Raw genomic sequence first — 25,089 nt, 5'->3', positions numbered from 1 at the left:
CGGGTCAGCGGGCCTCAGCCGAGCACATTACCCAGCGAGCTGGCCGCGTTGCCCATGGATTGCGTTGCCCCGGCGACGGCCGCTTGCGCGCCGGCAACGGCGCCGTTGGCCGCTTGGGCGGCGCTGGCCGAGGCTTGGCCGATGGCGGCTTGCGCGTTGGCGATGGCGCCCTGTGCCGCCTCGCCGGCACTGCTGGCGGCTTGCTGTGCCGCCTGCTGTGCGCTACCCAGCGCGCTCTGCGCCGTGCCATTGAGCGCCTGCTGTGCCTGCTGTGCCGCTTGGTTGGTCTGCGCCAGCGCCTGCTGTGCCGCTTGACTGGCCTGCTGCTGGGCCTGCGCTGCCGCCTGCTGTGCGCTAGCCAGCGCCTGTTGCGCGGCGTCGCCAGCCTGCTCCTGCGCCGAATCCACCGCTGCCATGGCCTGATCCACCGCACCGTTGACGGTCTGCTGCACCTGTTGCCTGGCCGTGTTCACGGCGCCTTTGGCCTGGTGGATCGCGGATGCGGCTTGTTCGCGGACCGTCTGTTGCGCCTGTTGTACCGCGCCCTTGGCGGTGTCGAGTGCCTGCTTGGCCGCATTGTTGGCCAGCGCCTGCGCATCGTCCAATGCGTTCATCGCATCGTCCATTGCGCCCAATGCCTGATCGGCCAATGCGTCAGCCTGGTTCAGCAAGGCATCGGCCTGATCCAGCAATGGTCCGGCGATGCCGTTCAGGGCGTTGGCGGCGTTCCCCAGGGCGTTGTTTGCCTGGGCCGCGCGTCGTGCCAGCGCGTCGTGCAGGGCGCGGACGTAGGGGCATTCGGAAGCCGGGAAATCGGCGGGGAGATCGGGGAAGGCATCAGGCAGTGCATCGAGGGCGCCCCCCACGCTGCCCAGCGCGTCCCGCGCCTGATCAAGCACGGCCGTGCGCGCTTCCTGCAGTGCATGGGTCGCGGCGTTGCGAAGCAGGGCCTGCGCTTGGTCGATGGCGCCATTGGCGGCATCCAATGCATTGTTCACGCCGTTCTCGACCAGTGCGGTGGCGTTGTCCACCATCGCCATGGCGCGTTCGATCTGTTCCTGCGCGGCCTGCTCGGCGCCGGCCATGGCGGTATCCAGCGCATCGCTGGCGCTGTCCAGCGCGCCTTGCACCAGGGTCTTGGCTTGCTGCTGGGCCGCATCGACGGCGGAATGGGCCTGCGTCAGCGCGGCCTGGGCGGCAGCGCCCGCTTGCTCGCGGGCCTGCGCCAGCGCGCCGTTGGCCTGCGCCAGCGCGTTTTGCGCCATGTCGTTGGCGGCGCTGCGGGCGGCGTCCAGCGCCTGGTTGGCTTGAGCCAAGGCGCCTTGCGCGCTTGCCCCTGCCTGGGTGATGGCTTGCTGTGCCGCCTGCTGCGCCTGAACCACCGCGCCATTGGCGGCGCCCGATGCGGCCGTGGCGGCATTGGCGACGGCGGTCTGGGCTTCGGCGATCGCGCCCTGCGCGTCGGCTGCCGCTTGCTGCGTCGCGGCGCTGGCGGCCTGCTGTGCCTGCTGGACGGCTGCGCCAGCCGCGCTGCCGACGGAGGCCAGGCCTTCGGTCAAGGATTCGAACATGTCAGCTCCCTTGCCTGCGCCGGAAATCGCCGTAGGCGGCAGCGGTCCACATTTCGATCAGCAGGGCCCGGTCGATCTGCGAGCTGTTGCGATCGGCAAGGACACTGACGATGGAAGGATCGGCGGCGACGCGATCGTTGCCAAACAGCGAGCAGGCCAGCGCATAGGCCGCGACGGCACGCTGGCTTTTCAGGCCGGCCTTGCGGCAATGGGCGATCACGGCATCAAGTTCGGCGTCGAGCTGATCGAGGTGCAGTGGGGCCTTGCCGCCCAGATGGCGATTGAGGAAATCGGCCAGGTTGCTGCGCAACTGGGTGTGGCCGATGGCCGACATCTGTTTGCGGTCGACTTCAAGCATGATCGGGCGCCTTCAGGCCGCAGCCGCAAGGGGCAGCATCGCGGGTGCGTCGCTGCTGTCACGGGTGAAATGCAGGGCGCTGTCACCGGCGCGGCTTTCGACATAACAGCCCCGGATCGGGCCGAAGAATGTCTTGTACTGTTGCGTGTCGAAGGTTGGGACGACGGTGCGGAACGCGCGCGGGTCGTAGAAGCGGAACAGCATGGCGTCGCCACCCGGCGTCCTGACCCGCAGGATGCGCCGGAGATGCGCGCGCATCGCATGCATGTCGGTGCCTGGGTCGGCCACCAGCACGATGCCCCAGTGCGCGTTCCAGCCATCTGACAGGGCCAGCCTGGCGGCCGCCGATCCCTTGTGCAGGGGCACCAGATAGGGTGCGGCAGCGGCCAGCATGGGGTCGAGATCGCCGGAAAACAGGCAGAGCGCATCGGGAGCGGCCTGTTGCAGGCGCGCTGGGAGGTTGTCGATGAGGGCGCCGTCCAGCACCGCGAAGACCGGGTGTTCCGTCGCGAAGACCGCGCGCTGCAATTGTTCGAACTGCCCCTGACCGATCACGAAGACATTTCCATTGAGCATTGGGTTGCGGGCAGCCCCCGCCTTGCCACCGGCCAACCCCCTTGGCGCGATGAATCCTGGGTTCATTACGTTTATACGTAAGGGCGTGTCGTACCCGGACATGCGTTCACCACGATTTGCCTGAAGCGGGCCAATCCGCTGTCAGCCTTCCGATTCCAGTGCTTCCAGGGCCCTGCGCGCCGCATCGCATTCGGCACAGAACGGCTGTCCCTGGCGCGCGGCGATGCGCAGCGCTGCCGCCTGCAACTGCTGCACCGGGTTCGTCACCTGTCCCGCCGAGGACTTGATCGCCTCCTGGGCCTTTGCCGGCTTGTCGGCCTTTTCCGCCTTCTGCGCTTTCTTCGCGGACAGGGGGCTGCCGCCCGAGTTGATCATCACCAGATTGCCGGTGATGAACACGCCTGCCGGATTGATGACGATGGAGTTGCTGCCGGCCTTGAGGCTGATGATCGTGCCGGCTTCCGCGACCAGGTTGACCCCGGCCTTCACGTCGATATTCACGCCGGCGCTCAGCGCGCAGTTCGCGCCTGCGGTGATGTCGAAATTCGCGCCTGTGGTGATCGCCATGTTGGCGCCCACGTCGGTGTGCTGGTTGGCACCGGCGGTGAGGTAGTCGTCCTGGCCGACGGTGATGGCGCGGTTGGTGCCCACCGAAACCGCCTGTTGTTTGCCCACCTGCAGATCGGCGTTTTCGCCGATTGCCTCGACGCGATTCTTGCCGATGGTCAGGTTGGCATCGACGGCGATGCTCTCGCTGCGATTGTTGCCGGCGCGCAGCTGCAGGTCTTTCTGCGCATGCAGGAAGATTTCTTCCTCGCCTTTCTTGTCTTCGAAACGCAGCTCGTTGAAGCCGCCGCCCCCCTTGGAAGACAGCGTCTTGATGGTGGAGCGGGTGGCTTCCGCGGGCAGGTTGAGCGGTGGCGCATTGAGGCCGTTGTAAACGCAGCCCACCACGATCGGCCGATCAGGATTGCCTTCCAGGAAGTCCACCATGACTTCCATGCCGACGCGCGGGATGAACAGGGTGCCGTAGCCATTGCCGGCCCACGCCTGCATCACCCGCACCCAGCACGACGCCTTGTCGTCCTGGGTATTGGTGGACCGCCCGGGAACCTTGCGATCCCAGTGGAAGCGCAGCTTGATCCGGCCCATGGCGTCGGTATAGACCTCGTTGCCGGAGGGGCCGACCACGATGGCCGTCTGCGGGCCGCGCACCTGGCCACGGGGGGTCACCAGCGGGGCGCGATACACCGAGGTGTTGACCTGCAGGCTGAATCGGTTCGAGTAGTCGCCGGCACCGTCGCCCAGCAGGTTGTTGTGGCCCTGATGCTGGACCGACAGCACGAGGTATTCGGCGTTGAACTCGTCCAGCGGATGGCTGTTCAGCTCGAACACGTAGCCGGGGGCAAGCGAGCGCACCTGCCCTTCGCCGGAAAGACGCAGATGGCTGGATTCTTCCGCTTCCATCACGATCCTGGCCAAGTGCGCGCCGGCCGGCGTCTTGCCCTGCGCATCGAACGCGCCGGGGTAGCGATAGCGTTCCAGTTCGATGCCGCTGCCGATTTGCAGGACGGTTGGGGTGTTCTCGCTGAGGACGCCCTTCTTCTGGTAGTCCCAATCGGCCAGCGTGGCCTTGCGCGTGCGCATCTGCTGGCTGCGGGCCAGCGCGCAGATCGCGTCGCCGCCGTCGGCGCGGCCGGTATGGTGGAAGGGGATGTCATCCGGATCCAGGCGTGGATTGCCGCTCTTGTTGTCGGTGAAGACAAGGATGTGGCGCGCCTCGCCGCCTTCGTCGTGGCGGAAGTAGTAGTAGATGCCCTCGCGCTCGATCAGGCGCGAAAGGAAGTCGAACGTGGTTTCGTTGTATTGGGTGCAGTATTCAAGCTGCGGATAGGTTTCGTTCAATTCCAGCTTGTAATCGCTGTAGCCGAACTCGCCGAAAACGGTGTCGATGATGTCGGGCACTGCCAGATTCTGGAAGATGCGGCAGTCCTCGTTCTGGGTCATGAACCAGAACCACGGCACGATGTCGCATTCGTAGCTGTAGATGTCCTGGTCATTGGCACCAGAGGACGGCAGACAGCCGGTAGCGGAAAACCGGGAGACGTAGCCATTCCAATGGCGCTCGCCCCCGCTATGGCTGTCGTCCCATGTCTCGATCCGCAGGATTGCGCTTTTTCCGATGATCTTTTCCGGATCGATGTCGCTGTCTTCGGACAACAGCTGCAGGCGGAACTCGAACAATTCGGAGATGCCTTCGCGCCCGCTCATTTCCTCGACCAGCAGCGCATCCTTCCCGTAGTCGTGCAGGGTCAGGAAGAACATGCGGTTGCTGGTGGAGAGATTTGGCATGGGCGTGATGGCGGGTCTCGCTGCTTATCGTCGGCGCTTGCGGGGCGCCGCGACATTCATCCGAAGTGCTATGTGCAGTCAGTGTGCCCGCGTTGGGCATAGGGCGAAGGGCGTAGAACCTCGCGGCCTTGACGCGCGTGGCATCAGCTCACCGCATATGAAAATTGCCCGTCCGCACCCATGCCGATGTGGATGTCGGTGATGCCGCCGCCGTCGGCCATCCGCTCCAGCACGTGCCCGGACACCTCGGGCAACACGGTTCCGGTGAGGATGTTGTCGATGTTGCGGGCACCGGAATCGACTTCGGTGCAGCGCCGGGTGATGGCATCGACCACCGCGTCGTCGTATCCGAATTCCGCGCCGTGGTTGGCCTTGATCCGCTTGCCGATCTTGTCGAGTTTCAAACGCACGATCTTGCGCATGTTTTCATCGCGCAGCGGGTAATACGGAATGATGGCGGTGCGGCCGAGGAATGCGGGCTTGAACGCGCGGTTCAACTCCGGCTTGAGCAGGTCGTTGAGGTAGGCGACGGTAGGCAACTCGCCGGATGCGTTGCAGGCCTGCATGACCAGCTCGGTGCCGGCATTGGAGGTCAGGATGATCAGCGTGTTGCGGAAATCGATTTCGCGGCCTTCGCCATCTTCCATGCGGCCTTTGTCGAACACCTGGAAGAACAGCTCCAGCACGTCGGGATGCGCTTTCTCGATTTCATCCAGCAGCACCACCGAATACGGCCGCCGGCGCACGGCTTCGGTCAGCACGCCGCCCTCGCCGTAACCCACGTAACCGGGAGGCGACCCCTTCAGGCTGGAGACGGTGTGTGCCTCCTGGTATTCGCTCATGTTGATGGTGATCATGCTGCGCTCGCCGCCGTACAGTGCGTCGGCGAGGGCGATCGCGGTTTCGGTCTTGCCGACGCCGGAGGTGCCGACCAGCAGGAACACGCCTTTCGGCTTGTCGGGGTCTTCCAGGTTCGCGCGTGACGTGCGCACGCGCTGCGCGATGGCGTCCAGCGCATGGCTTTGGCCGATGACGCGTTCTTCCAGCAATTCCTTGAGGCGCAGCACGGTCTGGATTTCGTCGGCCACCATCCGCCCGACCGGGATGCCGGTCCAGCCCGCGATGATCTGCGCCACCGCATTGGCATCGACGACCGGCAGGATCATGGGCTCGAAGCCCTGCAGTACATGCAGCTCGTCGCGCGCTGCGTTCAAGGTGGCCAGGGCATCGGCGCGTGCGGGATCGTCTGCGGCGAGTGATTCGATCTGGTCGAGTCCGGCATGGATCCTGGCAACCAGTTCTTTTTCGATGGCGAAGCGCGCTTCGTCCGCGGCCAGCGTTTCGCCGAGCGCGGTGGTCTCCGCTTCGATCTCCGCCAATCGCTTGCCGTGGTTGCTGCCACTGGCCTGTTCCTTGTCGAGCTGCGCGCGCTCGGTGGCGAGGATGCCAAGCCTGCGGCGTGCATCCTCGAGCTTCGCCGGGGTCGCGTGCTGGCCGATGGCGATCTTGGCGCAGGCGGTGTCGAGGACACTGACCGCCTTGTCCGGCAGCTGCCGGCCGGGAATGAAGCGGGAACTCAGCTTCACGGCCTCGGTGATGGCTTCATCAAGGATGCGCACCTTGTGGTGGGCGGCCATTGCCTGGCCAACGCCGCGCAGCATCGAAATGGCCTTGTCGTCGTCCGGCTCATCCACCTTCACGACCTGGAAGCGGCGGGTGAGGGCCGGGTCTTTCTCGAAATATTTCTTGTATTCGGACCAGGTGGTGGCGGCGATGGTGCGCATCTCGCCGCGCGCCAGTGCCGGCTTGAGCAGGTTGGCCGCGTCGTTCTGGCCTGCCGCGCCCCCGGCGCCGATGAGGGTGTGCGCTTCGTCGATGAACATGATGATGGGCGTGGGGCTGGACTTGACCTCGTCGATCACGCCTTTCAGCCGGTTTTCGAATTCGCCTTTCACGCTGGCACCCGCCTGCAGCAGCCCGAGGTCGAGCGACAGCAGTTGCACGCCATGCAACATCGGCGGCACGTCATCGTTGGCGATGCGCAGGGCCAGGCCTTCGACCACCGCCGTTTTGCCGACACCCGCCTCGCCGGTGAGGATCGGATTGTTCTGGCGGCGGCGGGTGAGCACGTCGATCATCAGGCGGATTTCGGCGTCGCGCCCCAGCACGGGGTCCAGCTGGCCATCGCGTGCGCGCTGGGTGAGGTTGATGCAGAACTGATCCAGATTCGGCGTGCGGCTTGGCTTGCCGCCCGTGGATGCGCCGTCGCCGGGCGTGCCGGTGTCGCTGGCAACGGCGCCGACCGTGTCGCCCAGTGCGCGCGCGTCGCGCGCTTCCAGCGAGGCTTCGGTCAGCGCGTGGAAGTTCTTGGTCAGTGTTTCAAGGTTGATTTTCTCCAGCGAACGCGCGCTGACGCTGACCAGGCGGCGCAGTTCGGCGTCGGCCAGCAGCGCGATCAGCACATGGCCGCTGCGGATTTTCGACTCGCCGAATTCGATCGAGGCCCAGCCCCAGGCCGCTTCGAACAGTTTCGGAATCATCGCCGACAGTGCCGGGGTGCGCTGATTGCCGCTCTTGAAGCCGTTCAGTGCCTTGCCCAGCTCGCGCTCCAGCGCTTCGGGCGCGATTTCGAACTGGCGCAGGATGCGGCGGATGTCGGAATTTTCGACTTCCAGCAGCTTGGCCAGGACGTGCTCGACTTCCACTTCGTAGTGGCCGCGCGACATGCACAGGCCCGCCGCACCTTCCATCGCGCCGCGGACAGTGGTGTTCAGTCGCGCGATGAGCGCACGCAAGTTCAGTGCCATGATTGGCCTCCCATAGCGGAAAAGTGGAATTGGCAGTCGTTTGCCGGCGTTGTGGCGCGACGACCGCGCAGCCAGGTGTTCCAGCCCAGTTGCGGGCGATCGCTTCCGCGCGCGCCGAGGCGCAGCGCAGGAACCTGGTCGGCAGCAAGCGAGAGTTGCACGCGCAGATCCAGCGCCAGGCCGGTCAGGAAGCGTGTCAGTTCGATCACGTCGGCCAGCCGCGGCCCGCGCGGCAACAGCGCATGGAAGCGTTCGCTGGACAGGGGGCCGATGGTCAGGCGCAGCGTGGTCTGCCGATCCCAATAGCGGGCCCCCAGCACGCAGCCATCGCCCAGTCCATGGTTGCAGCGGCCCAGCCGCGTGCGCGCGTCTGCCGCGATGGGCTGCCAGGTGCCCAGGCAGCTGCGGGACTGCACCGGTGCGCCCACCACGGCCGAGACCACTTGCGCGATGGCGCGCTCGCCGTGCGGGCGCTGTGCAATCAGGCCGGAAAAATACGCCAGTGCCGCGCCGGGCAGCGTGCTTGCTGCGGCCCCGGCCGTGCTGCCTGGGCGACGGGCGGGGTGCAGCCGCGCCTGCAGCGCCGGTGTTCCCAGCCCGACCAGATGTTCGAGGTAACGCAGCACCGAATTCTGGAAGCCGAACTGGCGGCCGATTTCCGGCCGATGCTTGGCCCATGCCTGCCAGAACAGCGCGACCAGGCGATGGTTGAAGAGATCGAGGAACTCCTGTGCGCTGCGGTCGCGGTTGATTTTCCGGGCGATCAGCAGTTCGGTGTAATTGCGAGGCAGGACGCCAGACGGGCCGGTCAGGCCGATGAAGTTCACGCACACGCGGATATTGCTTTCGCCAACCTCGATCGACTGCAATTCCGACGACGGGAACGCCAGCGACGCCGGCGTGATGAAGCGCAGCGGCCCGGGGCGGGCGCCGCTGCCGCGGCCATCGAACCCGTTCGCGGAGTACAGCAGGCGCACCGCCTGGAAGAAGCCAAACCGCCCCGGCTGCGCCTGCAGGCGCTCCAGCGCCGGCTGCATCGGGTCGATGTCGCCGTCTGGCGGGGCTGGGGCGGTGGTTGCGGCGCTCATGCCAGCGGCAGGCTCCCGCTGCGCGGCGCGAACCGCACCATCCAGTCTTCCCGCTGCTGGCTGCGCACGCTGAGCCGCGTATAGGAATTGGCGGTGCAGTACAGGCCGAAAAAGTGATCGAGCACGCAGGCCATCAGGTACACGCCGGAGCCGACGTATTGATTCTCGTCGAAGGTCAGCTCGACTTCGGTTCCGCGCACGAATGCCTGGCGTGGCGCGCGGCCAACCCGGGTCACCGAGGGGTGCCCGGAAACGGCGGTGATGCCGCCGATCTGCTTGCGCAGGGTTCCGGAGTCGGCGAAGTTGTAGAGGTTGAGGATCTCCAGCAGCGCCTCGCGTCCGCCTTCGACAATCGACAGGTGGTTCAGCGACAGATGCGAAATCAGCCGCCATTGGTTGGCCTGCCGCATCGGCGCGCGCCAGGTGGCGCTGGGCTTTTTCAGCAGGCGGGCGCTGGCGATCACGCCGCCTTGTTCCTGCTGCAGCAAGCTGTCTTCGCCGCCAAACGGCAGCTGCGAGGGCAGGTCGCGGTTGGTGCAGGTCAGGCTGACCGAGAGCGTGTCCACGCCCGGCGTTCGCGGGTTCATGTCGCGATCCACCAGGCTCAGCATCACGTCCGACCCATCGTCGTTCGGCAGCAGCGATGGCCTGCGCTGCAGATACCAATAGTGGCCGTCACCGTCGTCGTGCAGGCCGTGCTGCACCGAATAGGCGGGGTGGAACTCGACCGAGTCGTTGCCGGCCGGGGTGCGGCTGAACTTGCGTACCCAGTCCACCGAATAGACCTCCAGGCCCAGTGGCCGGCGCACGTCGGGAACGACCTGATAGTCGTGGCGCTCCTGCGACAGCCGGATCGGCTCTCCCTGCTGCTTGAACAGGTTCACCACTGGCGTGCAGAACAGGCGGAAGGTGTCGGCGGAGATGGTTTGTTCCAGCCGCTGCAGGCGTTCCGGGCGGCCGAACGGGTTGAATTCGATGGCGACTTCCAGCGCACGGTCGAAGCGCGAAAGCTCCAGCCCGGTCAAATCCACGAACAGGAATTTTTCCGGAAGCACGAAGTATTCCTGAAGCAGGCGATAGCCGAGGAACGAGCGCTGGTCGTAATCGAGCAGGGCGTCTTCCTCGCCGAAGCCGACCGGCTGCAGCGCGGAGGCGGACAGCCGCATGGGTGGCACCTGCGGCGCGTCATCGGGCGCGCGCAGGGTGACGGTTGCCACCGAATTCAGCAGCAGTTCGTGCAGGGCATGCACCAGCGGGCTCTCGCCTTCCAGATAGAGGCGCAGGCGCCGGATCGGAAGTCTCGACAGCGGCTGCTGGCCGGTGGCTTCGATGCGCAGGCGCAAGGTGGCCACGGTGTCGTTGCGGGTCACTGCGAACGCGGAGCGCTCTGCCGCCTCCAGGTGCGCCTCGGCAATGCGGATCGGCCACACCTCCACCGGATAGGCGGTACGGTAGCGAATCGGCAGGCCCTGCACCGGCCGAGTCAGCAGTTGGCTGTGGCGCGGAAGCTCCTGCATCTCGTTGATGTCCGCTCCTGCCGCCAGCTGCAGCTGCGCGATGGACATCGATGGCACCGGGCGCAGGAAATGCGGGTACAGCACCGACAGCATGGCTTCGGTGATTTGCGGAAATTCGTCGTCCAGCTTCTTGTGGATGCGCGCGGTCAGGAACGAGAACGACTCGATCATCCGCTCGACGTGCGGGTCTTCGCAGACCTCGCCTTCCATCTGCAGGCGCGCGGCGATTTTCGGGTACTTCGCCGCGAACTCCTTCGACAATCGCCGCAGGTAGGTCAGTTCATTTTCGTAATAGGGCAGCAGTTCGTCGAGCATCGCGATTCCGCGGCAGAGCCCGGGTGGCGCGACATGCGCGCCCGGGGATGCCACAGGCTAGTGAGCCGCCGCTGATGCAGCCATTTGCCGTAAGGCGTATGCCCTACGGAATCATGGCGTGGACGTGGTCACTCCTCGACGCAGAGTTCGTCGTCCGGAACCGCGCAATCGCGCAAGTCCGCATGGCCACCGCGGGTCTTGATGCCGCTGGCCGCCGCGCTGCCCGCGACCGACTTCGGCAGCAGCAGCCACATTTGCACGGGCTGGTTGGTGGCCAGTGCCATCTTGCCGGCCTTGTCGCCAAAGCCCCAGAAGAAGTCGCCGCGCACGCTGCCGCGAATGGCGCCGCCGGTGTCCTGGGCGAACATCAGCCGCCGCATGGGCGCGCCGCCGCCCGGTTGGGTGCCGGCGATGAAGACGGGCGCACCCAGCGGCGTGGCGCGCGGATCCACGGCCATGGAACGGCCGGCGCTGAGCGGCACGCCAAGCGCGCCAATGGGGCCTTCCGGGCCGTCACCGATGCGCCGGAAGAACACGTAGCTGGGATCCGGGATGCCGGTGCTTGGCACCGCCGTACCGCTGCCGACGGCTTGCCCGGCGGGCTTGGCACCAGCAACGCCCTCGAACGCGGACATGTCCATTCTTGCGCTTTTGCCGGAGGCCGCTGCGCCGGAACTGCCAGTGGCGGCGGGCGCAGGGGCGGTAGCGGTGAGGCCTTCAGCCGGGGCGATGTAGGTGTCATCCGCGACCGGTGCGTGCAGCAGCAACTGGATCATCGCCTCGACATCGGCAGACGCGACTTGCGGCCGCGTGGCGGTTGCCGCATGTGCCGGGCGGTTGGCTTTGGGCCTGGCCTTCGTGTGCGTCACTGCCGCCGTGGCGGTGCCGTTGGCGGTGCCGCCGCCCTGCAGGGCGGCCACGATGCGCGCCACTTCCGCATCCACGGCGGCATTGCCGCCGGGCTTCTTCATGCCGCGTGTGGCGCCCGGGATGTCCACTTCCAGCGGTTCGTCCAGGCCCCGCGCCTTGATGGCCAACAGCATGGCATCGCTGTCGCCGCGCGTGGCATTGGGCATGAACGGCTGTCCGTTCTGCTCTGCATAGGCCAGGCGGATCAGCCCGCCGTCCTTGAGCTGGATCTTGCCCGAGCCCTGGATTTGCATCGAATAGAGCTTGTAGGGGTCGGCGACCCACGCCAGCACCGGGGCGTCGATGCCGCTGGCATCGATTTGCTGGCGCGTGTAATACGGGCGCACGGTATTGCCTTCAATACGTACCCGATAGCGCTTGTCGCGCGGGTTGGGCGACGCTCCAGCGAGATCGATGCGGTATTCGCGGGCACCCGCTTCGCCGGCGTCGGCGCCGGTCAAGCGACCCTCCACAGGCTTCAGCCAGCGCGATGTCTGGCCGGCGACGGTACGGGAGTCCACAGCATACATGTCGTCGGGCGTGCCGTAGATGGGATACCGATACGCCCCCTGCCGGCTCAGCGAACCGGAGATCAGCGGCTCGAAATAGCCGGTCAGCTTGCCGGTGACGCTGCGGGTGGGGGTCAGCATCTGGTAGGCATAGAACTCATCGTGCAGGAATGTCCGCAGCGCGTCGTCGCCGGCCGGCAGCCTGGCAAGCCGGGCGCACAGGGGTGCCCATGCGCTGCGCCGCTTCATTGCCTTGCAGTTGGTGTTGAAGTTGGCCTGCATCTCGCCGAGATCCTCGTCGCCCCAGCCGGGGATCTCATCCAGCAGAACGGGCACGTAGGCCGCGTTGCGGGTGGCGAATGCCGGCCCGAGATCGGGATTGGCCGGCACCTGCGGCGGCAGGTTCGGCGTGCTTTGGGCGGCAGCCAGCGTGCTGACGGCAATGCCGGCGATCAGCAGCGGCGTGCGCAAGTGCGACCGCAGGCGGGCGCTGGTGGGGTGCGGGATGCGATTCATGGAGCCGGCCTCCACGGCCATGGAGGGCCGTGCGTCTTGGTTCAGGCTGCGCCGCGCAAGCGGAGGCGACAATACGGCGGACGCTCTATGACGCGTGTCCTTGCCTGTCACATCGCCAGCTACAGAAAGCCCTGCAGCTTGCGTGACGCGACCACGGCCTCGACCCGATTACGCACATTCAGTGCGCGGAAGATGGCCGCCAGATGGATTTTCACGGTGCCCTCGCTGATGCCCAGATCGCGTGCGATCAGCTTGTTCGGCTTGCCCTGTGAAAGCAGGCGCATCACGTCGACCTGGCGCTCGGTCAGCAGGCTGCGCAAGCCATCCAGGGCGATGTCTGGCTGCGAGTGGCTCGCCGCAGCGGGCGGCGTGCTGCCCGGCTGCCAGCCTTGCGCCTGCGCATGGGCCAGCAGCAGCGGCGGGATGTAGATGCCGCCTGCCAGCACCAGGCGAATGGCCGACAGCATCACGTCCGGTGAATAGGCTTTCGGGATGAACCCCAGCACGCCCATGTCCATCAATGCGCGCATCAGCTCCACATCCTCCGACCCCGACAGCACGATGACCGGCAGCGTTGGGACGTCCGCGCGCAGTTGGGCCACGTGCTGGTGGCCTTGCGTGCCGGGCATCGCGATGTCCAGCAGGACCAGGTCCAGTGAAGCGCCGTGCACGGCGATCGCCTGTTCGAGTTCCTCCAGATTCATCGCCACCACGGTCTCCACCGCCGGGTCGAGCTCCGCCAGCTTGAGCTTGACCCCTTCGATGATCAGGCGATGGTCGTCCGCCAGCAGTACTTTCACGAGGCTACCTGCATGCATGCGCCCGCACTGGCGCTCCCGGGTGTGCGATGAAGGCAGGCCGTCACGCGCTTGCCCGTGATGTCTTTCACGATAGACGGGGCGGCAAGCGGACAGCAAGGCAGCGGCGCCGTTCATACGGCCTAGCCCCTAAGGCATATGGATGCAGGGGGCGTGCTGCACGAAGAATGCCGACGATGCGCGCCTTGTTTGGCGTCGCCAAGTCGAAGCCACCATGCCGAATATCGCTGCCAGCTGCACGCGCGTCTCGCCATTGCCCACGGTTGCCGGTGGGCTGCTGGCGGCGTTGTTGCTTGCCTTGCCCTGCGTTGCGGCGACCGCGCAGCCGGTGCCGTTGGAAACGGCGGTGCAGGCGGTGCGCGGCGTGTCCGCACATGCCGCCAGCGACGCCGCCATTGCGCCATTGCAGGATGCGCCGCCGCCAACCGTTGCACCCGTGGAGCCAGCGGTGGATGCAATCGCGAAGCCGGGTGTCGGCATTGCCACGCCACTCGTGCCAGTGCGCCGCGAGCGTGGCGTGCTGTTCCGGGTCACGCCGCCGCACGCGTCATCGTTGCCGGCCGAGTCCGCGCTGGGCGCGGATGCGACCGGCAGCGCGCCGCCCCAGCTGGCGAATGTGACGGCCGCGCCTGTGCGCGACAGCTATCTGCTCGGCACCATTCACTTCGGCACGCCGCAAGAGCAGGGGATCGACTACGACGTGTTGGGCAAGTTGCTGGTGGACGCCGACAGTTTCGTCAATGAAGCCGACGTGGAGTCGCCGTGGAAGCCGGAGTACGACGCCTACCGCTGGCTTGCGCCGGAGACACCGCTGGGCGGGATGATCAGCAAGGACAGCCTGCAGAAGGCGCAGGCCCTGCTGCCTGCCGTCCGGCTGCAGGACCTGCAGCGGATGAAGCCGTGGGCGCTGCTGGCGTTGCTGGAGGCGCGCGGTGAAAGCGGGAGCGACGCCACCATGGACGCGCGGCTGCAGCAGGTCGCGCGCAGCGCGGGCAAGCGGCTGGTGCATCTGGAAACACTGGAGCAGCAGTTGCAGGCGCTGGACTGCGTCCCGTCGGCCGAGCAGGCGCAGGTGCTGGAGCAGCGCCTGCGCAAGTCATGGATCTTGCGGATCGAATCGGCCGAGGCCATGGCGTTTTACCGCAGCCGGAACCTGGACGCGTGGCTGGACAGCATCGATCGCATGGAAGGCCTGGATGAGACGGCGCGGGCGATCGAGCAGCGCTCGCGGATGTGTTTGCTGGAAGACCGCAATGCCCGCTGGATCGGGCCGCTGGAGACCCTGTTCCAGGACGGTCCCGGCTTTGTCGCGGTGGGTGCGGTGCATCTGGTTGGGCCGGACGGATTGATCGCGCGCCTGCGCAGGGACGGGTTCAAGGTCGAAGCGGTGCCGCTGTGAGCGGCGCTTCGCGTTGGTGATGGTTGTGGTGTTGCTGGACATGAGAGGGAAGCAGGCATGGCATTTGGCATGAGTGGGGATCGGCAGGTTCATTGGGGGCAAGGTGCCTTTCTCAGCCCGCAGCATCTGCAGGCGCAAGACGCATGGGCGCAGGCGGCCCGGCATGCGCTGCACTTGCGGATGACGCCGTTTCCGTGGGGTTTCGAAGGCTTGCGCTTGCGCGAAGACGCGCTGGCCAGCGGCGTCGTCGACATCGAGCAGTTCGCACTGGTCACGCGCGATGGAGGGCGGGTGTGTGGCGGCGCGTTGGAGACCGCCGGCGGCAATGCGCGGGTGTCCCAGCGCAACATCGCGGAATTGCGCGTGACCGGCAATGACCCGATCCCGCTGTGGTTGGTGTTCAATCCCGAACGTGCCTTGCAGGGATTGCAGCAGCGGGAGTCGGAACGGCTGCTGGCACGCCATGTGCTGGCGACGGAAACTCTGGCGGACCCGCATGATCCGCAGGCGCCGGAGGCGGACATCGATTTCCTGCTGTACCAGGCGAACATCATCACCGGCCTGGATGAGAACGCCGATGCCATCGTGCGCGGGTCGGACAGTTACAAGTTCGCGGAAGTGCTGCCGGCCGGGCCCGGCAAGTTCAAGCTTTCGCCAGACTACATCCCGCCCACCACCGCGATTGCCGCCTCGCACAACCTGGCGCGCTGGACCCGCAGCCTGCGTGATTTGCTGGTGTCGCGCGGGCAGGACTTCGCCGCGATCAAGCGCCAGCGCGGCATCCGCGCGGCCTCCACCAGCGCGCAGGAAGTGATGCGGGTGCTGATGATGCAGGCGTTTGCCCGTTACATCCCGCTATTCCAGGAACACGCAAGGCTGAACAGCGTGTCGGCCTATGCGATGTATCTGGATCTTCGCCGGCTGGTCGCCGAGTTTTCGGTGTTTTCCGAAGACATCGGCTATTTCGGCGAGCTGGCCGGCAATCCACGCGACACCGAGCTGCCCGATTACGACCACGAAGACCTGCGACGCTGCTTCCGGACCGGCTTCGATCGCGCCGAGGCGCTGATCAAGGCGTTGACCGTGGGCGCGGAGGTGGGCATCACGCTGACGCACGACGGCCGCTTCTATCGCGCCGACCTGCCGGTCAATCTGTTTGAAAGCGACAAGACCCGCTTCTACCTCGCATTCGAGTCCGAGCAGAAGGGCGCCGACCTGTTCGCGCGATTGTCGCGCACCGGCAAGATCGCCTCGATGGACGAAATGCCGCGATTGCTGTCGGCGGCACTGTTCGGCCTGAAGATCGACCTGTTGCCGGTTCCGCCCGAGGAGCTGCCGCAAAAGAGCGCGAACACCACGTACTTCCTGGTCGATACCACCCATCCCTTCTGGCAGATGATCAAGAACGGCCGCAACATCGCGGTGTTTTCCGATTTGCCGCCGGATTCGACCGTGATCAAGCTGTTCCCGGTCGCGGGCCAGGAGTGACGCATGGCCAGACTTCTGCAACATTTCTCGCCGGTGTTTTCGTACGGGCTGGCGCTGGATGAAAAGGTCGCAACCAATCAAGCCAGCGACACCGCCGTGGCCGTCGCGGCGCGCGCGCGCGAGCTGATCGAGCGCGCCAAGTCGGTGGCGCTGGCCGATGGCAAGCGCCCGCAGATGGTGGACGACGCCACGTTTGCGGTGGTGGCCTGGATCGACGAGATCATGGCGCGCAACCCGATGTGGTTGACCAGCGGGGCGGTGCCGCTGCAGGTGTCGATGTTCACCACCAACAATGCCGGCAATGAGTTCTTCGCCCACCTGTCTGCGCTCAAGCAGGACCAGGACGAAGTGCGCGAGGTCTATTACCACACGTTGCTGTGCGGCTTCGTGGGGCAGTACTACTACGAGAACGGCGATACCGGCGAGTTGGGCAAGCTCAAGGAACTGCATGGCCGCCAGTTGCCGGTGGCACCGGCGCAGGTGCATACCTTGCGCGAGGAAAAAATCACCCCGCAGCCGTATGCGGTGGCCGACCCCGCCGGCCCGCGCTTGCCACGCCAGTGGGACAAGACCCTGCTTCGAATCGGCGCGCTGGTGGCGCTGCTGATTCCGGTGGTCTATCTGGTCTACATCCTGCTGGCGGCGCCCAAACCATCGATCACCGTGCCGGTGCAGCAGGTGCTGGCGAAGTTCGAATGCTCCGACCTCAAGCCCACGGTGGATGAGGACAGCGGCATCGTCAAACTCAGTGGCTATGTGTCGCGCCCCGACGACATGGCAAGCGTGAAGCAGCAGGTGGCCGCCATCGAAGGCGTGAAGTCCGTCGATGCCCAGTTGCAGTTGCGGATCTGGCCGCACTGCGAGGTGGTGAAGGTGCTGGAGGCGTACAAGGCGCGCAACGACGACAGCGGCCAGCATCTGGCCATTACCCCCAGTACCGGGCATTCCGACCGCTTCATCGAAGGCGAGAACGTGATCGTCAAACTGCAGCAGCCCGATTACGACGGCTATTTGTACGTCGACTACTACACGGTCAATGGTGGCGTGGCGCACATCTATCCCAATGCCGGCGAGGCCGGAAGCGGGCGTCTTCTGAAGTCGCTGGAGCAGTTCGAAGTGGGCGCCACGCCCGCCAAGACATGGACGGTGTGTGCGCCATTCGGGCAGGAGCTGATTACCGTGATCGCGTCGCCGCGGCCGCTCTACCAGGATGCGCTGCCTGAAATCCAGACGGCCCAGGAATACCTGCCGATGCTGCGCAAGATGCTGGAAGCCAACCGTGGCAATTCACAGTTGCTGGCAGCGCATCTGTTCATGCAGACCGAACCGGAAACCGACCCCGCCAGGAAGCAACAGGCGCTGGCGGCCTGCCAGGGGCCGGAAGACGTTGCGCCGCAACAGGAGGGTGCGCAATGAATCCGCTGAGCCTCGTGGAAAACATGTTCTCCGCCATTGGCAGCCTGTTCTCGCGGATTGGCGCCCTGTATTCGAGGGGTGCGGATGCCGCCAGGACGCCGTGGCTGCGATGGATTGTCGTGACCTTGTTGCTGCTGGTGGTGGTGGCCGGGCTGGTGTTCCTGGCGCTGGCCATCGTGCCGCAGCTGCCCATGCGGTTCTGGCAGGTGCTGGGCCTGTGCGTGGTAGCGGCGGTGGTGCTGTGGTGGTTCATGGCCGGTCAGCGCAAGGCGTCGCTGAAGGGGCGGACCCGCAAGCGCATCGGCGACCTCGGCCCGGGCAACGCCGAGGACGAACGCGAAGCGGTGGCGCGGATGACCGCTGCGATCACCGAAGCCAAGCGCACCATCGCGCGGGCGCCGGAGATCGCGCAGGGGCGCACGCCGCTGTATCGGATCCCGTGGGTGCTGTTCGTGGGCGACGAGGTGGCCGGCGTCGATGGGCTGCTGCGTGCAGGCAGTGAAGTCTCGCCTTTCCCCGCGTCCGACAAGCCGGCGATGGCGGCCGACGAGGTTTGGCGCTGGTGGTTCCACAAGGCGATGATCGCCATCGAGATGCATCCGCGCGTGGTGTGCGACACCGGTGCGCGGCTGGATCGCGGACTCTGGTATCAGTCGCTGATGAAGTTGGCCGAAGAGCGCGAGAAATTGCCGCTCAACGGGATTGTCGTCGTCGTCGCTGCGCAGACCCTGCTGGGGCCGGCGGAAATGCTGAAGGACACCGCGACCCGCCTGCGCCGGCTGGTGGACGAGGCCATGGAACACCTGCAGGTGCAAATGCCGGTGTATTTCGTGGTCAGCGGGCTGGAGCGGCTGCCAGGTTACGAGCAGCTTCGCGCCACGCTGCCTGCGGAAGCCTTTGCGCAGGCGCTTGGGCACCGTTTCGCCGAAAACGAAGTGGTCAGCGCGGCGGCCAGCGGGCGGATCGAGGACGTGATGCAGCCGATCGAAGACCGCCTGCACGCACTGCGGATGACCATGTTGCGTTCGCAGCACACGCCGCAGGCGCGCCGCGCCCTGTTTGAATTCATCGAGTCGCTGCGCCAGGCCGGGCCGGGGCTGGCGCAATTCGTGGGCCTGATGCTGGAGGACAACCCGTTTCAGCGCACACCACGCTGGCGTGGCCTGTATTTCGCCGGTGGCGCCGACGCGGCCCATCGCGGTGGCGCATTCGTGGCGGATCTGTTCAGCCGCTTTCTGCCCAGCGACCAGCCCCTGGCTGGCTCCAGTTTCCGTGGCAATGCCGGGCGCATGGCCATCGCCGGCGCGGGCGTGCTGGCGATGTTGGGCCTGTCGGCATCGTTCGCCTACGGGCTCAAGGCGGCGCACCGCGACGATGCCGCGCTGCTGGCGCAAACCCGCAGCGCCTGCGCCGAGGTGGCCAACCGGACATCGACAGGGCGCATCGAATGGGTCGCCAGTTGTGGTCGCATCATCGAAGAACTCGAAGCGGCACAGGGCGACACCCTGCTGAGCTTCGGCATCCGGCGTGCGGACACCGACATTGCGCAGCTGAAGCAGCGGGTGATCGACGATTTCGCCAACCTGATCCTGGCCCCGGAAGACCAGATGCTGGCCACCGACATCGACCAGGGGCGCGCCGGCATCGAGCACGTGCTGGCCATCACCCAGCGCCTGCGCCTGTTGCAGGAATGCGACAGCCGCAACGACACCTGCCGAACCCGCGAGCAGGCCAACAACACCAGCTTCGATGCCAGGTCGCGCCTGTTCGCCCCGTTCGTCAGCGCCGACAACGACACCCAACGCGATCGCAACAACGCTGATGCGCTGTTCGCCACCTATCTCGGCTATCTGCGGTGGCAAAAAAAAAACGTGCGTGATGCCGAACGCGAACGCCTCGAAGGCCTGTTGAGCAAACTGCTGCAGCACTACATGCCGCGTGCGGCCGACTTGAAGCAGTGGGCCGACGCGCGCGGCATCGGCATCGACCCGGGGAGCTTCTGGCTGCCGCAGGGGGCAGTGGTCGGCACCGATGCCGGGCAGATGGCCGGCATCTCCAACGCCTACACCCGTGACGCGTGGGACGGCGTGGTGCAGCCGATGCTGGCGACGTTGCGTGAACAGGCGCCGGATCGGCGCGCCCGCATCGATGATCTGCGCGACGCATATTTCCGCGATTACTTTGCGCAGTGGGCGCGATTCCAAACGCGCTTCGGCGAGGGCATCGGCCTGTGGCGTGGCCGCTACGGCGAGCTGCTGGCGCGTTCCGGTGGAGTGGACAACCCCTACGCCCGTTTTTTTTCGTCGGCCCAGCGCAACCTGTATGAACTGCCGATCGACTGGCCGTTCGCGTCGCGCTGGGCGGCTACGTGGGCGCAGATGAAGATGAAGTGGTTGTCGTCGTGGCGCCCGTTCGGGCGCTTCATCGCCGACTCGTTCCGCTTCGGGGGTGAAAGGATCGTCCCGCCGGTCTGGTTGCTGGCGATGCACGATACCCAGGTCACCGTCCTGTCGCGGGAGGACGCCGATTTCGCGCGGGCGTATCTGCGGCTGCAGGCGGACGGATCCGGCGAGGACGTCTATCAGCTGGCCTCCGACCTGTTTTCCAGCAAGGGTAAAGCCGACAAGCCGCCGGCCAGCGACTACTCGGCACTGATGGAAGCGGTGGACAAGCCCGCCGAAAAATACGCCACCGCGTTCAAGGGCGATGACCTGGCTGCGTGGTCGGTGGTGCAGGGGCCGATCCGGCTGTTGTTGCAGCTGACCGTGCATCGTGCCGGTGAATACGTGCAGGACCGGTGGCGCGAAAGCGTGGTCAAGCCGCTGGCGGCGTTGCCGCCGGAGCAGCAGGTGGATGCGCTGTATGGGGCGCAAGGCAAGCTTGGGGCGTTCGTCAATGATTGGCTGAAGCCCTTCATCTCCGAGAAGGAACGCCTGCCGATCAAGGTCGATGGGGTGGCAATGCCGCTTTCCGCCGCCTATCAAGGCATGGTGGCCGCCGAACGCAAGTTCCTGCCGGTGTTGGGTAACGTGGCGCCGTTCCTGGCCGGCAGCTTCACCCTGACCCAGCCCAGTACGCTGGGCGCGCTGGACGAAGGAGCGGCCGGAACGGCGCTGGAGGTCGAATGCCGCGAACGGGTGTATCGCGCCAGTTCGGCCGGCGCGTCCTTGGCGGAAGCGACCGCGCAGGTGTTCTGGTCGCCATCCAGCTGCCTGCAGGCGCGCATCCGCATCAGCATGGCCTTGCCAGCACCCAAGGCAGTCGATGCGGTGCAGGAGTTCGATCCTGCCACCAGCGCGATGCAGCCCGCCGAACCCGCCGCCGAGGACCTTGTCCTGGTGCGGACCTATGCGGGCGCAGAGGGCTTTGCCGAACTGATCAGCGATTTCGCCAGCGGTGCGCATGCGTACACCACGGAAGATTTCCGCGCCAGCTACAGCCCGTCGCAGTGGACCCAGCTGCGCCCGCGGCTGGATGCCGCCGGGTTCCGCGGGGCGCGGGTGTACTTGAAGGTTGATCTGTCCGACGAAATGAAGCGCTATCTGGGTGCCAGCACGGCGCGAGCCGAAGTGCCCAACGTGATTCTCGAATAAGCCAACAGCGGAGGGCCCCATGGCCATCGATGTCAACGAATTACTTGCGCCCATCCCGGGTGGCGATCCAGCGGGCAGCGATGCCAGTTTCTCCGACCAGTTCGACCGCATCCGCGAGGCACGCCGCGCGGATGACGCCAACCTGGCCCAGGGTGACTGGCAGACGGAGCTCAAGGTGGCCGATTGGCGCGTGGCGCAGAGTCTGGCTGAGGACGTGCTGCTGCGAAGCAGCAAGGACCTGCAGGCTGCGGTGTGGCTGGCCGAGGCACTGATCGCGCGGCATGGATTGGAAGGCGCGTGCGACAGCTTCGAGCTGCTGGCCGGCCTGCTGGACAAATACTGGGACGGGTTGTACCCGCGCGCCGATGACGGCGACCTGGAAGAGCGCGCCGGCAAGCTGGCGTGGTTCGCCACCTGGGGCAGCAAGGCGCTGCAGTCGATGATGCTCAACGACGATCCCCAGGCCGCGCTGACGCTGGCCGGCTGGATCGATGCGCGCGAGGTGGACAACCTGGGACGGCAGAACAGCGAGGCCTATCAGGCGGCACTGGATGAGGGGCGCATCAATGGCGAGACATTCGACAGCCGGATGTTGGCGCTGTCGGCGGATGCCGTTCGCGAGCGCAGCGCACTGGCCCAGGCGGCGCGCGAGGCGTTTGCTCGTCTCAGCGCGATCAGCGATGCCAGGCTGGGGCGCGAAGCCCCCAACCTTGCGTCAATCGATGATGCACTGAAGAAAATCCAGACGATTTATGGCCGGGTTGCCAGTGCCAAGGGCATGGGAGGCGTGGTGGCTGCCGACGACGTGGAAGTGGCGGGTAGTGCGGGTGGCGCAACGGCGTCGGTTGTCGCCCCGGCGTCGGGCGCGGTGGCGCTGGAGCTGGGCGGCGGCAGCCTTGCATCGAAGGAAGCGGCGCTGCGTGCGCTGAACGACATTGCCGTCTTTTTCCGCAGGACCGAGCCCCACAGCCCGGTAGCCTACCTGCTGGATCGCGCGGTGGCCTGGGCCAACATGCCGCTTGAGCAGTGGCTGGCAGAGGTCGTGCGCGATGACGGGATGCTGTCGTCGATTCGCGAGCGCGTGGGGCTGCCCCCCAACTAGAAACGAGTTCCGGTGCGCCACGCCGAATGGCATATGCCCAAGTCTGGCCGTCCGTTGGATGTTGCGGCTGCGGCGCGGTTCCTAGACTCGTTTCCACACTCCGGGGCGCGCTGCGCACATGCCGCCGCTCCGGTCCGAAGACCCGCCTCATTCATCGCGCCCGGGGAACCTCATGGCCAAGAAAGAAAGCACCCAGCACAAGCTTGATCGCGTCCGCGCGCCGCGTGTCCAGCTCACCTACGACGTCGAGGTGGGCGACGCCATCGAGAAGAAGGAACTCCCGTTCGTGGCCGGCGTGGTCGGCAACTTCAGTGGCCAGCCTGCCGAATCGCTGGGCAAGTTGAAGGACCGGAAGTTCGTCAACATCGACAAGGACAATTTCGACGACGTGCTCAAGGGCATGAAGCCGCGCGTGCAGATGCAGGTGGACAACAAGCTGGCCGCGGATGATTCCAAGCTCGGTGTCGAGCTGCACTTCCGCAGTCTGGAAGACTTCTCGCCGGAGCGCGTGGTCAATCAGGTCGAGCCGTTGCGCAAGCTGCTGGAAGCACGCCAGAAACTTGCAGACCTGCGCAACAAGGCGGCGGGAAACGACAAGTTCGAGGATCTGCTCAATGAAGTGCTGCAGAACACCGACAAGATCGCCCAGCTGACCCGGGAAGTGGGTAGCAAGTCCGGGGACTGAGCGGGTTCATTCGCGGAATTGACGATCACGAGCAGCAGCACACAGGGAACATCATGGCCACTACCGAAACCCAGGCGGCACCTGCCGCAACCGCAGAAGCCGTCGAGGGCGGTCTCCTCGACCAGATCCTCACCCAGAGCAAGATCGCCCGCTCCGACAACGAGCGCAGCCGCGCCCGCGACCTGATCGCCGAACTGGTGTCGCAGGTCAGCGATGGCGCGATGACGGTTTCCAGGGACGCCATCGGCGCGCTGGATGCGCGCATCGCCGAAATCGACCGCGTGCTCTCAGAGCAGCTGTCAGCGGTGATGCACGCGCCCGAATTCCAGCAGCTTGAAGGCAGCTGGCGCGGCCTGAAGTATCTGGTGGACAACTCCGAGACCAGCACCACGCTGAAGATCAAGGTGTTCAACACGACCAAGAAGGAACTGGTCAAGGACTTCAAGAACGCGGCCGACTTCGACCAGAGCAGCCTGTTCAAGAAGCTCTATGAAGAGGAATACGGCACCTTCGGCGGCGCGCCGTTTGCCACGCTGGTAGGTGACTTCGAGTTCGGCCGCCATCCGGAGGACATGTATCTGCTGGAGGAAATCTCGCATGTCTGCGCCGCCGCGCACGCGCCGTTCCTCAGCGCGGCCTCGCCGGAGTTGCTGGGCTTTGACGACTTCACCGAGCTGTCGGGCCCGCGTGATCTCGCCAAGATCTTCGATACCGTCGAATACGCGAAGTGGAAGAGCTTCCGCGGTTCCGAAGACTCGCGCTACGTGGGCCTGGCAATGCCGCACGTGTTGGGACGCCTGCCCTACGGGCCGGATACCGCGCCGGTGGAAGCGTTCAATTTCGAGGAAAGCACCGACGGCACCGACCATGGCAAATACCTGTGGATGAACGCCGCCTATGCGCTGGGCAGCAAGGTCACCGACGCGTTTGCCAAGTATGGCTGGTGCGCCGCAATCCGCGGCGTGGAAGGCGGCGGGCTGGTCGAAGGCCTGCCCACCCATACCTTCGCCACCGATGATGGCGAAGTGGCGCTGAAATGCCCCACCGAAATCGCGATCACCGATCGTCGCGAGAAGGAACTCGCCGACCTTGGCCTGGTTCCGCTGGTGCATTGCAAAGGCACCGACTACGCGGCGTTTTTCTCCACCCAATCGGCGCAGAAGTCCAAGGAATACAACACGGATGCCGCCAACGCCAATGCGCGCCTGTCGTCGCAGTTGCAGTACATCTTCGCAGTCAGCCGCATTGCGCATTATCTGAAGTCGATGATGCGCGACAAGATCGGCAGCTTCGCCAGCAAGTCCAGCGTCGAGATGTTCCTGAACAACTGGATCGCGCAGTACGTGCTGCTTGACGACAACGCATCGCAGGAAATGAAGGCGCAATACCCGCTGCGGGAGGCACGCATCGAAGTGGTGGAGGTGCCGGGCAAGCCGGGTGCCTACAAGTCGGTCGCGTTCCTGCGCCCGCATTACCAGCTTGATGAGCTCAGCGTCTCGCTGCGCATGGTGGCGGAACTGCCCAAGTCGGCGCGCTGAATCCAACCGATTTCTGATGACTCTCACGGAGAACTGCAATGGCTAGCGATATTTTCCTCAAGATCGACGGGATCGACGGCGAGTCCGCCGATTCAAAGCACAAGGGCGAGATCGACGTCCTGGCATGGTCGTTTGGCGCGTCCAACTCGGGCTCGATGGCCTACGGCGGCGGTGGCGGTACGGGCAAGGTCGCTTTCCAGGACATGACCATCACCAAGCGGATCGACAAGAGCAGCCCGAAGCTGCTGGAGCATTGCGCCAATGGCAAGCACATCAAGAAGGCCGTGCTGATCGCGCGCAAGCAGGGCGGTGCGCAGATGGATTACGTCAAGGTCACCCTGAGCGACCTGCTGGTGTCATCCATCAGCCTGGCCGGGTCGGGCGATGATTCGGAAACCATTTCACTCAACTTCGGCCATATCGAGTACATCTACACGGCGCAGAAGTCGGACGGCTCGAAGGAAGGCGATACCGGCATGAAGTGGAACATCAAGAAGAATGAAGCCTCCGGCCCGTAACGCCGCACGGCCAT

17 protein-coding genes are annotated in these 25,089 nt (G+C 65.6%); 8 read left to right on the top strand and 9 right to left on the bottom strand.

Translation table 11 applies throughout. From position 1 onward, the window contains the following. Window positions 1-14: 14 nt before the first annotated feature. From LIW09_RS08095 to LIW09_RS08055, 9 genes are all read right to left on the bottom strand, one after another. Complete coding sequence (locus LIW09_RS08095; protein WP_256645146.1) at window positions 15-1,571, bottom strand: hypothetical protein; 1,557 nt, start codon at window positions 1,569-1,571, stop codon at window positions 15-17. A gap of 1 nt (window position 1,572) precedes the next feature. Then, window positions 1,573-1,929: a hypothetical protein gene (locus LIW09_RS08090; protein ID WP_256645145.1), complete on the bottom strand. Its 357-nt coding sequence runs from the start codon at window positions 1,927-1,929 to the stop codon at window positions 1,573-1,575. A 12-nt stretch (window positions 1,930-1,941) separates the two neighbouring features. Then, window positions 1,942-2,484: a DUF4123 domain-containing protein gene (locus LIW09_RS08085; protein ID WP_256645144.1), complete on the bottom strand. Its 543-nt coding sequence runs from the start codon at window positions 2,482-2,484 to the stop codon at window positions 1,942-1,944. Window positions 2,485-2,646: 162 nt separating this feature from the next. Beyond that, complete coding sequence (locus LIW09_RS08080; protein ID WP_256645142.1) at window positions 2,647-4,857, bottom strand: type VI secretion system Vgr family protein; 2,211 nt, start codon at window positions 4,855-4,857, stop codon at window positions 2,647-2,649. A gap of 143 nt (window positions 4,858-5,000) precedes the next feature. Further along, entirely contained in the window at window positions 5,001-7,664 is a 2,664-nt protein-coding gene (gene tssH / locus LIW09_RS08075) for a type VI secretion system ATPase TssH (RefSeq protein ID WP_256645141.1), read from the bottom strand. Beyond that, complete coding sequence (gene tssG, locus LIW09_RS08070) at window positions 7,655-8,752, bottom strand: type VI secretion system baseplate subunit TssG (RefSeq protein ID WP_256645140.1); 1,098 nt, start codon at window positions 8,750-8,752, stop codon at window positions 7,655-7,657. The genes tssH and tssG overlap by 10 nt, the downstream gene beginning before the upstream one ends. Beyond that, entirely contained in the window at window positions 8,749-10,584 is a 1,836-nt protein-coding gene (gene tssF, locus LIW09_RS08065; RefSeq protein ID WP_256645138.1) for a type VI secretion system baseplate subunit TssF, read from the bottom strand. The genes tssG and tssF overlap by 4 nt, the downstream gene beginning before the upstream one ends. Window positions 10,585-10,712: 128 nt before the next feature. Further along, on the bottom strand, window positions 10,713-12,518 hold the full coding sequence (locus LIW09_RS08060) for an MltA domain-containing protein (protein ID WP_256645137.1): 1,806 nt from the start codon (window positions 12,516-12,518) through the stop codon (window positions 10,713-10,715). 119 nt (window positions 12,519-12,637) lie between these two features. Beyond that, window positions 12,638-13,318 (bottom strand): LuxR C-terminal-related transcriptional regulator, encoded by a 681-nt coding sequence (locus LIW09_RS08055; RefSeq protein WP_256645136.1) that lies wholly within the window; start codon window positions 13,316-13,318, stop codon window positions 12,638-12,640. A gap of 232 nt (window positions 13,319-13,550) precedes the next feature. Between LIW09_RS08055 and LIW09_RS08050 the strand changes: the two genes are divergently transcribed. From LIW09_RS08050 to LIW09_RS08015, 8 genes are all read left to right on the top strand, one after another. Then, the gene (locus LIW09_RS08050; RefSeq protein WP_256645135.1) at window positions 13,551-14,735 is read left to right on the top strand and encodes a TraB/GumN family protein; all 1,185 of its coding nucleotides are present in this window, start codon (window positions 13,551-13,553) and stop codon (window positions 14,733-14,735) included. A 57-nt stretch (window positions 14,736-14,792) separates the two neighbouring features. Then, a complete protein-coding gene (gene tssK, locus LIW09_RS08045; RefSeq protein WP_256645134.1) occupies window positions 14,793-16,223 on the top strand; it encodes a type VI secretion system baseplate subunit TssK in 1,431 nt (476 codons plus the stop codon). Window positions 16,224-16,226: 3 nt separating this feature from the next. Then, entirely contained in the window at window positions 16,227-17,639 is a 1,413-nt protein-coding gene (locus LIW09_RS08040) for a DotU family type IV/VI secretion system protein (protein WP_256645133.1), read from the top strand. Continuing rightward, on the top strand, window positions 17,636-21,232 hold the full coding sequence (locus tag LIW09_RS08035) for a type VI secretion protein IcmF/TssM N-terminal domain-containing protein (RefSeq protein ID WP_256645132.1): 3,597 nt from the start codon (window positions 17,636-17,638) through the stop codon (window positions 21,230-21,232). Before LIW09_RS08040 ends, LIW09_RS08035 begins: the two co-directional genes overlap by 4 nt. Before the next feature lie 19 nt (window positions 21,233-21,251). Further along, window positions 21,252-22,334, top strand: coding sequence for a type VI secretion system protein TssA (tssA, locus tag LIW09_RS08030; RefSeq protein WP_256645131.1), 1,083 nt, complete (start codon window positions 21,252-21,254; stop codon window positions 22,332-22,334). Between the two features lie 172 nt (window positions 22,335-22,506). Continuing rightward, window positions 22,507-23,019 carry a type VI secretion system contractile sheath small subunit gene (gene tssB, locus LIW09_RS08025; protein WP_256645130.1) on the top strand — a complete coding sequence of 171 codons (513 nt, stop codon included), beginning with the start codon at window positions 22,507-22,509 and terminating at the stop codon, window positions 23,017-23,019. Window positions 23,020-23,072: 53 nt separating this feature from the next. Further along, on the top strand, window positions 23,073-24,557 hold the full coding sequence (tssC, locus tag LIW09_RS08020) for a type VI secretion system contractile sheath large subunit (RefSeq protein WP_256645129.1): 1,485 nt from the start codon (window positions 23,073-23,075) through the stop codon (window positions 24,555-24,557). Window positions 24,558-24,595: 38 nt separating this feature from the next. Continuing rightward, window positions 24,596-25,075 carry an Hcp family type VI secretion system effector gene (locus LIW09_RS08015; protein ID WP_256645128.1) on the top strand — a complete coding sequence of 160 codons (480 nt, stop codon included), beginning with the start codon at window positions 24,596-24,598 and terminating at the stop codon, window positions 25,073-25,075. The last annotated feature ends 14 nt before the right edge of the window (window positions 25,076-25,089 follow it).

It is taken from the genome of Thermomonas paludicola, from assembly GCF_024498955.1.
GTDB classification, from domain to species: Bacteria; Pseudomonadota; Gammaproteobacteria; order Xanthomonadales; family Xanthomonadaceae; genus Thermomonas; species Thermomonas paludicola.
Note: the sequence above shows the minus strand (reverse complement) of the source record. Positions and strands in the feature narration are given on the sequence as shown.